The sequence below is a fragment of the Maricaulis sp. genome (assembly GCF_030149425.1).
GTDB lineage: Bacteria > Pseudomonadota > Alphaproteobacteria > Caulobacterales > Maricaulaceae > Maricaulis.
The window spans coordinates 1-9,212 of record NZ_JASBRQ010000061.1 but is presented as its reverse complement, the minus strand read 5'-3'; the positions used below and the strand labels follow the sequence as shown (position 1 = coordinate 9,212).

General features: G+C 61.4%; 10 protein-coding genes and 1 other RNA gene. 8 read left to right on the top strand and 3 right to left on the bottom strand.

Annotated features, from left to right (window positions below; genetic code table 11):
* Window positions 1–251 precede the first annotated feature (251 nt).
* Together cysD and cysN are read left to right on the top strand one after the other, a co-directional pair.
* Window positions 252–1,226 carry a sulfate adenylyltransferase subunit CysD gene (gene cysD, locus Q1V57_RS10590; RefSeq protein ID WP_300530372.1) on the top strand — a complete coding sequence of 325 codons (975 nt, stop codon included), beginning with the start codon at window positions 252–254 and terminating at the stop codon, window positions 1,224–1,226.
* Window positions 1,226–3,121 (top strand): sulfate adenylyltransferase subunit CysN, encoded by a 1,896-nt coding sequence (gene cysN, locus Q1V57_RS10585; RefSeq protein ID WP_300530370.1) that lies wholly within the window; start codon window positions 1,226–1,228, stop codon window positions 3,119–3,121. The genes cysD and cysN overlap by 1 nt, the downstream gene beginning before the upstream one ends.
* A gap of 74 nt (window positions 3,122–3,195) precedes the next feature.
* On the opposite strand, the gene cysQ is transcribed toward cysN, so the two are convergent.
* A complete protein-coding gene (gene cysQ, locus Q1V57_RS10580; protein WP_300530368.1) occupies window positions 3,196–3,993 on the bottom strand; it encodes a 3'(2'),5'-bisphosphate nucleotidase CysQ in 798 nt (265 codons plus the stop codon).
* A gap of 158 nt (window positions 3,994–4,151) precedes the next feature.
* Here cysQ and Q1V57_RS10575 point away from each other — a divergent pair, with 158 nt between their 5' ends.
* Window positions 4,152–5,180, top strand: coding sequence for a glycosyltransferase family 2 protein (locus Q1V57_RS10575; protein WP_300530367.1), 1,029 nt, complete (start codon window positions 4,152–4,154; stop codon window positions 5,178–5,180).
* Here Q1V57_RS10575 and Q1V57_RS10570 read toward each other — a convergent pair.
* Entirely contained in the window at window positions 5,146–5,739 is a 594-nt protein-coding gene (locus tag Q1V57_RS10570) for a hypothetical protein (protein WP_300530365.1), read from the bottom strand. The two genes, Q1V57_RS10575 and Q1V57_RS10570, sit on opposite strands and share 35 nt — an antisense overlap.
* Window positions 5,740–5,965: 226 nt before the next feature.
* On the opposite strand from Q1V57_RS10570, the gene Q1V57_RS10565 reads away from it, so the two are divergent.
* The 5 genes from Q1V57_RS10565 to Q1V57_RS10545 all read left to right on the top strand — a co-directional run bounded on the left by Q1V57_RS10565 (window position 5,966) and on the right by Q1V57_RS10545 (window position 7,934).
* Window positions 5,966–6,259, top strand: coding sequence for a DUF4164 family protein (locus tag Q1V57_RS10565; RefSeq protein WP_300530363.1), 294 nt, complete (start codon window positions 5,966–5,968; stop codon window positions 6,257–6,259).
* A gap of 3 nt (window positions 6,260–6,262) precedes the next feature.
* On the top strand, window positions 6,263–6,679 hold the full coding sequence (zapA, locus tag Q1V57_RS10560; RefSeq protein ID WP_300530362.1) for a cell division protein ZapA: 417 nt from the start codon (window positions 6,263–6,265) through the stop codon (window positions 6,677–6,679).
* Window positions 6,680–6,713: 34 nt separating this feature from the next.
* A non-coding RNA gene (gene ssrS / locus Q1V57_RS10555) (6S RNA) lies at window positions 6,714–6,872 on the top strand.
* A gap of 2 nt (window positions 6,873–6,874) precedes the next feature.
* Window positions 6,875–7,450 carry a 5-formyltetrahydrofolate cyclo-ligase gene (locus Q1V57_RS10550; RefSeq protein WP_300530360.1) on the top strand — a complete coding sequence of 192 codons (576 nt, stop codon included), beginning with the start codon at window positions 6,875–6,877 and terminating at the stop codon, window positions 7,448–7,450.
* 64 nt (window positions 7,451–7,514) lie between these two features.
* Window positions 7,515–7,934, top strand: a complete 420-nt coding sequence (locus Q1V57_RS10545; RefSeq protein WP_300530358.1) for a hypothetical protein — start codon at window positions 7,515–7,517, stop codon at window positions 7,932–7,934.
* 60 nt (window positions 7,935–7,994) lie between these two features.
* Here Q1V57_RS10545 and ahcY read toward each other — a convergent pair.
* Window positions 7,995–9,212: adenosylhomocysteinase (gene ahcY / locus Q1V57_RS10540; protein ID WP_300530356.1), on the bottom strand; the 1,218-nt coding region annotated here is incomplete at its 5' end.

Genomic DNA, 9,212 nt, shown 5'->3' with positions numbered 1-9,212 from the left:
GAGGCCGCGGCGCGGCGCGTTGTCTCCCTGCCGATGCATCCGGACATGCCGCAGGCGGACATTGACCGGGTCATCGCGGCAGTGACCGAGTTTTGTGCATAGCAGTATTGGCAGTTGCGGGATTGGATTTCGCAGTCAGGTACGCCATATAGCGGCGGACGACCTTTCCGTGTCGGCTTTAGGAAAGGACTGCTAACATCGCTCGGAAGCGGGGTGGGCACCTCGCTGAACGAGCTTATGAGCGTCCAGGAATGAACGAGCCGATCCTGCAATCCATACAGTCCTACGCGCGTCGTTTTCGCGAGCCGGCCCCCCGGCGCGAGCGGCCATTGTCTGCGCATTTGCGTGCCCTTGAAGCCGAAAGCATGCACATCATGCGAGAGGTGGCAGCCGAGTTTTCGAACCCGGTCATGCTGTACTCCATCGGCAAGGACAGTGCGGTGATGCTGCATCTGGCCCTCAAGGCATTCTACCCGTCCCTGCCGCCCTTTCCGCTTCAGCACGTGGATTCCACGTTCAAGTTTCGCGACATGATCAGCTTTCGCGACACCATCGCGTCCGAGCTCGGTCTGGAGATGCGGGTTGAGATCAATGAGGAGGGCCGGGCCCGCGGCATCAACCCATTCGATCACGGCTCCCAGGTCCATACGCAGGTCATGAAGACGGAAGCCCTGCGCAACGCCATGACGCGCCATGGATACGATGCGGCATTCGGTGGCGCGCGCCGGGATGAAGAGAAGGCGCGTGCGAAGGAGCGGATATTCTCGTTCCGGGACGCAAACCACAGCTGGGACCCGAAGAACCAGCGCCCTGAACTCTGGCACAATTACAACACCAAGATCCGCAAGGGCGAATCCATTCGTGTCTTTCCCTTGTCGAACTGGACCGAGCTGGATGTGTGGCAGTACATCCTTGAAGACGAGATCCCGATTGTACCGCTGTATTTTGCGGCCCGGCGGCCGGTTGTCGAACGCGACGGCCAACTCATCATGGTGGATGATGAGCGCTTGCCTTTGCGCCCCGGCGAGACGCCCGATCACAGGATGATCCGTTTCCGGACCCTGGGGTGCTATCCGCTGACCGGCGCCATCGAGTCCGAAGCTCAAACGCTTGAAGACATTGTTCTGGAAATGCTGACGGCACGGACGTCTGAGCGGTCCGGGCGGCTGATCGACCACGATGAATCCGGGTCGATGGAGAAGAAAAAGCGGGAGGGGTATTTCTGATGGATGCTTCAACCCCGACCACAAGCGTGATGCAGCGCCTCACCCGGTCCGGCCAGCGCGGCGTGCTGCGCTTTCTGACCTGTGGTTCCGTGGACGATGGCAAGTCGACCCTGATCGGCCGTCTCCTCTATGACAGCAAGCTGTTGTTCGAGGACCAGATCAACGTGCTTCAGCGCGACAGCCGCAAGCACGGAACGACCGGGGACGAGATCGACTTCGCCTTGTTGCTTGACGGGCTGGAGGCCGAGCGCGAGCAAGGCATCACCATTGATGTCGCTTATCGTTTCTTCGCCACCGAGAAACGCAAATTCGTCGTCGCCGACACTCCGGGCCACGAACAGTATACGCGTAACATGGCCACCGGCGCCTCGACCGCCGATGTCGCGGTGATGATGATAGATGCGCGCAAGGGGGTGTTGGTTCAGACCCTGCGCCACACCTATATCGCGCGCATGATGGGCATTCGCCACGTCGTGCTGGCGGTCAACAAGATGGACCTGGCCGATCATTCCAGCGGCCGCTTCCACGAAATCGTCGCCGATTATCTCAAGAACGCCGAGGATCTCGGTTTCGACAGCATTACGCCGATCCCGATGTCCGCACGCTATGGAGATAATGTCACCCGTCGCTCCGAGGCCATGAAATGGTATACCGGTCCGACACTGCTCGAGCATCTGGAGACGCTGGATGTTGAAAGCGATCTGCTCGAGCAGCCTTTCCGCATGCCGGTGCAGTGGGTCAATCGCCCCAATTTGAACTTCCGCGGCTATTCCGGCCTTATCGTGTCCGGCCGGATCCGGATCGGTGACCCCATCGTCGTGGCGCAGTCCGGCCTGGTCGCCAATGTCGAGCGTATCGTGACTGCGGATGGTGATCTGGAAGAGGCTCATGCCGGTGACAGTGTCACCCTGGTGCTCAATCACGAGATCGACGTGTCCCGCGGTGATGTGCTGGCTGCTGCCGAACACCGCCCGGAAGTCTCCGACCAGTTCGCTGCCGAAGTGTTGTGGATGAATGAGCATGAGCTGCTGCCGGGCCGCTCCTATCTTCTCAAGATCGGCACGGCCGTAACGCCGGCGACAGTGTCAGCGCTCAAGCACCGCATTGACGTCAACAGCTATGAAAAACTGCCGGCCAAGAGCCTGGAGATGAACGGGATCGGCATGTGTAACCTGTCGACCGCTCGTCCCATCGCCTTTGATCGCTATCAGGATGTGCGTGATATGGGCGCCTTTATCCTGATCGACCGCTTCACCAACCAGACGGTCGGTGCGGGCATGATCGAATTTGGTCTGCGCCGGGCCTCCAACATCCACAAGCATGCGATGGATGTGAGCAAGGCGCAGCGGGCCCAGATCAAGGCACAAAAGCCGGCGATTCTCTGGTTCACCGGCCTGTCCGGAGCCGGCAAGTCGACGGTGGCCAATGCGGTTGAGCGCAAGCTGGCTGATGCCGGCCACCACACCTATTCGCTCGATGGCGACAATGTGCGTCACGGGCTCAACCGCGATCTCGGCTTTACCGATGTCGACCGGGTGGAGAATATCCGGCGGATCGGCGAGGTCGGAAAGCTGTTCGTGGATGCCGGTCTGATCGTGACCTGTTCCTTCATTTCGCCCTTCCAGTCCGAGCGCCAGATGGTGCGTGAGCTGGTCGAAGAGGGCGAGTTCGTCGAGGTCTTCGTCGATACCCCGCTTGAGGTCTGTATCGAACGTGATCCGAAGGGCCTGTACAAGAAGGCACAAGCCGGCGAGATCAAGAATTTCACCGGTTTCGACAGCCCCTATGAAGCGCCGGAAAACCCGGAGATTCGCCTCGATACGACGTCGATTTCGGTCGAGGATGCAGCCGATCAGGTCATCGCGCGTCTGCGTGAAATGGGCCATCTGGGCTAGCCCAGGCCGTGTGCCAATGAAAAAGGGCGTCCCGTGCGGGCGCCCTTTTGCGTTTCCGGCTATGTGATTGGCGCTCAGGGCTGCCGGCCCCAGGCGATAAAGGCGCCATTGAGGTATTCCACCGCTTCCTTGGCATAGAGGAAGTCCTCGCCCTCCGGTGTCACCACGGCGCCGCCGGCGGCATTGAGGACGGCATGTCCGGCGCCGGTATCCCACTCCTTGGTCGGGCCGAAGCGCGGATAAACATCAGCCTGACCTTCTGCGACGAGGCAGAATTTCAGCGAGGAGCCGGCCGAGATCCGTTCGGTGACACCGTGCTGTTCGGCAAAGCTGAGTGTTTTTTCATCCGCGTGGGAGCGGCTCATCACTGCCGTGCGGGCCTCGGCCTGGCCCGGGCGGGTGACGATGGTGTCCAGCGCGTCGAGTTGCGGTGTCTCGCCCGGCTTGAGCTGGCCGGCCCAAGCCCGGGTGCCGCCGATATAAATGCGTTCGCGTGCCGGTGCATACACGCATCCGGCGGTCGGCCGACGATCCTCGATGAGCGCGATATTGACGGTAAACTCACCGTTCTTGTTGATGAATTCCTTGGTCCCGTCGACCGGGTCAACCAGAATGAAGGCGCATCCGATTTCCGGGCGGAAGCCATTAGAGAAGCTCTCCTCGGCAAGCACGGGGATACCGGGCAGGCTTGCCTCAAGCTCGCGCAGGATGATCTGTTCAGCGCGCTCATCCGCATCGGTCACCGGCGACTTGTCGTCCTTGGACCGGGCCGCAAAGTCGCTTTCATAAACCGCCATGATATCGACGGCTGCGAGCGAGCAGATGCGTGCGAATTCAAGGGCAATCGCGTTTTTGTCGGATAGGTCGGTCATGATTGGTGTCCCCACAGCCAGCGTTAACGGATGCATAGGCAATCCGTTGGCCCAGCACCAGTGGCTGGACTGCGTTGCGTTAAGCTTCTTGTGAATAGCTGGTTGCGCCGCCCCCTGCGCTTGGCGCAAGAAGGGCCCCGGGGCGAATGAGGATATGCATGCGCGAGACGGCAGACATCTCGGTTCTGATCGTGGCTTACAAGAGCCGCGATACGATCGGGCGTTGCCTGAACGCCCTGGCCGCACAGACCGTGCCGCCACGCGAAATCCTTCTGCTGGAAAATGGGTCTCCTGCCGGCGAGGCGATCGAAGAGGCGGATATTCCGGACGGCGTGCGCTTCATCAAGAGCGAAGACAATCTCGGTTTTGCGGCCGGCAATAACCGGCTTGCCGAAATGGCCGGTGGGCGCTGGCTGGCGTTTTTGAACCCCGACGCCTTTCCCCATCCCGGCTGGATCGCCGGTCTGGATCAGGCGACGCAACGCTATCCCGACATACGCCTGTTCGGGTCCACCCAATTGGCGGCCGACAAGCCGGGCATTGTCGATGGGGCCGGGGATGTCTATCACGCCGCTGGCCTGGCCTATCGCGCGGCCTATTTACGCCCCGACCGCTTTCTGCCGGAAGAGGGAGAGGTGTTTGGTCCGTGTGGCGCCGCGGCCCTGATTTCGAGCGAGCTGTTCGCCGAGCTAAACGGCTTCGACGAGGACTTCTTCTGTTACAACGAAGATGTCGACCTGGCCTATCGCGCCCGACTTCTCGGCGAGCGCGCTGTGCAATTGCGGACCGCTATTGTCGACCATCTCGGTTATGGCTCGTCCGGGCGGCGGTCTGATTTCGCGACCTATTACGGCGTGCGCAATCGGCTCTGGGTCTTTCTCAAGAACACGCCGGGCTGGCTGCTTTGGCTGCTCGCCCCGTTTCACGCCTTCGCAACACTGGCTCTGGGCATAGCCGCAAGCCTGAAGGGGCAGGGCGGTGTGTTCTGGCGTGCGATCGGCGATGGCCTGAAGGCCTGGCCGGCGGTAATGCGGTCACGGCGTGCTGTTCAGAAGGCGCGCCGGGTCAAGCCGAGCCAGATTGCCAATGCGATGTGCTGGGACTCGCGCATGCTGCTGACGCGATTGCCCGATGTGCGGCCTTATGAGGGCGTCAAGCGCAACTCGGCTGAGGCTCCAGAACGCTGACCTCAATGCGTTCGACATCAATCGTATTGGCTTCCTCGACCCAGTCCGGCCAGAGCGAAACGAAGGCAAAGTCCCACACGCATTCGCGCACGGCGATCTCGAAATCATAGGCCTCGAAACTGTTCGACAGTTCAACGCGCTCCCATTGTCCCTGACCGCGCCCGGGCAGGAACAGGTTCACATGCGTGCCCTCGGCGCCATTGGTGCCGGCACTGCGCGCCACGACGCGCATGCGCACACGATGGCCCTGGAAGGCTTCGCGCTCGAGATCACTGAGGACGAAAAAGGCTCCTGCCGATTGCAGCCCGTCAAACTGACCGCGTTCAGCCCGGACCCGCGCGAAAAAGCCGTCATCCTCGTTCAGAAGCTGCACATAAAGCCCGTTGCCGGTCGCCAGGGCGCCCAATTCCTCGCCTTGGAAGACACGGCCATCCTGCAGCAGCTCCTCGACCGAGCGTGCACCGGTATTTCCGAAGCTCAACGCTCCGCCAATCATGCCGCCGATCACCAGTGCGGCAATCGGGTAGAACGCCCAGTCGGGCAGGCTGGTGAAACGCACGGCGTAAAGTCCATCAAAGCCTGAGAGGGTGTCGTGTTTCGCCCGCAAGCGGGGTCAGGTCAACCGGCGAGCTGATCGGGCCAAATCCCGATGGCACGCGGACGCCGGAATTTTGCCATGTTTGCACCGGCATGTGTCGCTGAAGCGCTCACAGAGTCAGCGCTGAGGGACGCACTCTTAACAGACTGCTTGAACTTTGGGCCGACGCAGTTGATTTTATAGGGCCATGACGACGCCGACCGTACCCCATGATGATCCGCTAGATCGCGCTGTTGCGCGCCTCGACGGGGCGATGACCCGTATCGAGCGGATGACCTTGCGTCTGCGCCAGCGGGCCGAGAGTTCACAGGCGGCGGCTTCGATCCAGATCGATTACGACCAGGACCGCCAGCGTCTGGCGGAAGCGCTGGACGCGTCGAAAGCGCGCGAGGCGGCATTGGAAGAGGCGGCTCAGCATGCCTCCGATGCACTCGACCGAGCCATTGATGACTTGCGCCAGTATGCTGCGGGGGAGGGCTGAGCCATGTCCCGCGTTGCCGTAAAGCTCAATGGCCGTGATTTCACCATTGGCTGTGAAGAGGGCCAGGAGGCCTATCTGCGCTCCTTGGCCAACTATCTCGACGGCAAGGTCGGGGAAATATCCGGCCAGGTGGGTCAGATCGGCGATCTGCGCCTGTTGCTGATGGCTTCGCTGGTTGTCGTCGATGAATTGCGTGAGGCCGAGCGCAAGGTTGAAATGCTTGAGGCGCATAGCGAGCGCTTGAAGGCTGAGGGCGAGACTGTCGCCGTCGGACGCAATAGTGAGCGTGTTCGCCTGGCGGAAAGCATCTCCAAGGCAGCAGAACGCCTCGAAGCCCTGGCCCAGACGCTGGAAGGCGGAGACGATGGCGTACAGGCCGAGCCTGCCGAAGAGGGCGGGCTTGCGCAGGTTCAGGCTTGAGCCCGGCGTGGGAAAGCCCCAAATAGGACGCGGCGGTTATCTGCAGCGTGCGATAGAACGTTTATCCTACCGACCGTACATCACCACTAGGGAACTGCCCCTGGTCGGGACCGTGGTCCCGATTACGCGGTGCCCACCTGATTTATCGGGTCTGTGGGGATATTTCCGGGCTGCCGGCGCAGGCGGAGCCGCCACATGACTTCTCCCGCCGCCAAAAAGGCGATGCGGGACGCGACCCGCGCGATACGGGCAAAGCTCGCGGTCTCGCAGCCGGGCGCGGCGGAAGCCTTGGTCGGCACCTTTCCGGAGAGTGTCCTGGCAGCAGGCGGCACGGCGGCAGGCTATTTCCCGCTCGGAGATGAACTCAGCCCGCTTTTACTCATGCAGGCACTTGCCGCCCATGGTTGGCAGACCAGCCTGCCGGTCATGCGGAGCGATGAGCGCGGCCTTGATTTTCACGCCTGGAGGCCTGGCGACCCGCTGGAAGAAAAACGCTTCGGTGTTCAAGAGCCAGCTGCGCACACGCCTGGGATCGACCCGTTTCTTATCCTTGTGCCGGCTCTTGCCGTTGACCTTCAGGGTGGGCGGCTGGGGTATGGTCAGGGCTATTATGACCGGGCGTTATCCTGGCGCGCCAAGCAAGGGCCGGTCTTTGCCTGTGGTGTCGCCTATGACGACCAGGTTCTGCTCAATGTTCCGCGCGACCCCTGGGATTTCCCGCTCAATGCCATTCTCACCCCAACGCGCTTTATTCTCATATCGGATGAGTGAATATTAGTATTCCTGTAAGGGTAATTCTTGGAGTTTATCCGTCCCGTCCGACTCAGGAGTCCGCGTGAGCTTTACCGTTGCCCATGATGACAGCCACAACGTCGCCGTCCTCTCCCATGAGGGCTCTGTAGACGTGGCCGAGATTCATCAGTCCCGGCTGGAGTTGAAGGATGCGGCCCTGCGCCAGCGGGTGCGCGGGGTGATTATCGACATTACAGGCTCGGTGATCGAGGCGAGCCCGGTCGAGATCATCGAGAATGTCGAGGGACTGGCCGGTGACCTCATGCCCAATATGCGCCTCGCCTTCGTCTCCGCAGACGAAGCGGCGCAGTCAACTGTGTCGATGATCGTCGCGACCGTGGCGCATACGTGCGGCACGCGGGTTGGTCAGTTCAATGATCTCGCCAAGGCGAAATGCTGGCTCGCGCGTGAGCGGGCGGAGGCCGTTGCTTGCGGCTGCATGCCGCTGACGGACCAGGACTAGTTTCCCTACAAAAAAGGGCGCCGCAAACGCGACGCCCGTTTTCTGTGATGGCTCTGCCGCCTAGTAGCGGTAGTGCTCGGCCTTGAACGGGCCTTGCTGCGGCAAGCCGAGATATTCAGCTTGCTCGGTGCTCAGCTGGGTCAGCTTGGCGCCCAGCTTCGGCAGGTGCAGGGCTGCGACCTTCTCGTCGAGATGCTTGGGCAGGATGTAGACTTCGTTGTCGTACTTCTCGCCCTTGGTCCACAGCTCGATCTGCGCCAGCGTCTGGTTGGTAAAGCTGGCGGACATCACGAAGCTCGGGTGACCGGTGGCATTGCCGAGGTTCACCAGGCGTCCTTCGGACAGCAGCACAATGCGGTGGCCTTCCGGGAAGTTCACCAGGTCGACCTGCGGCTTCACATTGGTCCACTGGAAGTTCTTCAGGCTTTCGACCTGAATCTCATTGTCGAAGTGACCGATGTTACAGACGATCGCCATGTCCTTCATGCCGCGCATGTGGTCGACGGTGATAATGTCCTTATTACCGGTCGCCGTGACGAAGATATCCATCTCGCCGACCACGTCCTCGATGCGGACCACTTCGAAACCGTCCATGCAGGCCTGCAGGGCGCAGATCGGGTCGATCTCGGTGACGTAGACGCGAGCGCCAGCACCGGCGAGCGACTCAGCAGAGCCTTTGCCGACATCGCCATAGCCGCAGACGACGGCCTTCTTGCCCGCCATCATCACGTCGGTACCGCGGCGGATCGCGTCGACGAGGCTTTCGCGGCAACCATAGCGATTGTCGAACTTCGACTTGGTCACGCTGTCATTGACGTTGATGGCCGGGAAGGGCAGCTCGCCGCGCTTCTGCATCTGGTAGAGACGCATGACGCCGGTGGTGGTTTCCTCGGACACGCCCTTGATCGCGGCGCGGGCCTTGGCGAACCAGCCCGGGGTGGCGGTGAAACGCTTCTTGATCTGCGCAAAGAGAGCGGTCTCTTCTTCCGACTTCGGATGGTCGAGAATGGACGGATCCTGCTCGGCCTTCTCGCCCAGGATGAGGTAGAGCGTCGCATCGCCGCCGTCATCGAGGATCATGTTGGCGGTCTCGCCGTTCGGCCAATGGAAGATGGCGTCGGCATAGTCCCAGTATTCCTCGAGCGTCTCGCCCTTGGTCGCGAAAACCGGCACGCCCGTCTCGGCGATGGCGGCAGCGGCGTGGTCCTGCGTGGAGAAGATGTTGCAAGAGGCCCAGCGCACTTCCGCGCCGAGCGCGGTGAGGGTCTCGATCAGCAC

What these genes read in the sequence shown, in the direction of transcription:
- cysD (WP_300530372.1), top strand. Translation starts at nt 252, where the DNA reads ATGAACGAGCCGATCCTGCAATCCATACAGTCCTACGCGCGTCGTTTT.
- cysN (WP_300530370.1), top strand. Translation starts at nt 1,226, where the DNA reads ATGGATGCTTCAACCCCGACCACAAGCGTGATGCAGCGCCTCACCCGG.
- cysQ (WP_300530368.1), bottom strand. Translation starts at nt 3,993, where the DNA reads ATGACCGACCTATCCGACAAAAACGCGATTGCCCTTGAATTCGCACGC.
- Q1V57_RS10575 (WP_300530367.1), top strand. Translation starts at nt 4,152, where the DNA reads ATGCGCGAGACGGCAGACATCTCGGTTCTGATCGTGGCTTACAAGAGC.
- Q1V57_RS10565 (WP_300530363.1), top strand. Translation starts at nt 5,966, where the DNA reads ATGACGACGCCGACCGTACCCCATGATGATCCGCTAGATCGCGCTGTT.
- zapA (WP_300530362.1), top strand. Translation starts at nt 6,263, where the DNA reads ATGTCCCGCGTTGCCGTAAAGCTCAATGGCCGTGATTTCACCATTGGC.
- Q1V57_RS10550 (WP_300530360.1), top strand. Translation starts at nt 6,875, where the DNA reads ATGACTTCTCCCGCCGCCAAAAAGGCGATGCGGGACGCGACCCGCGCG.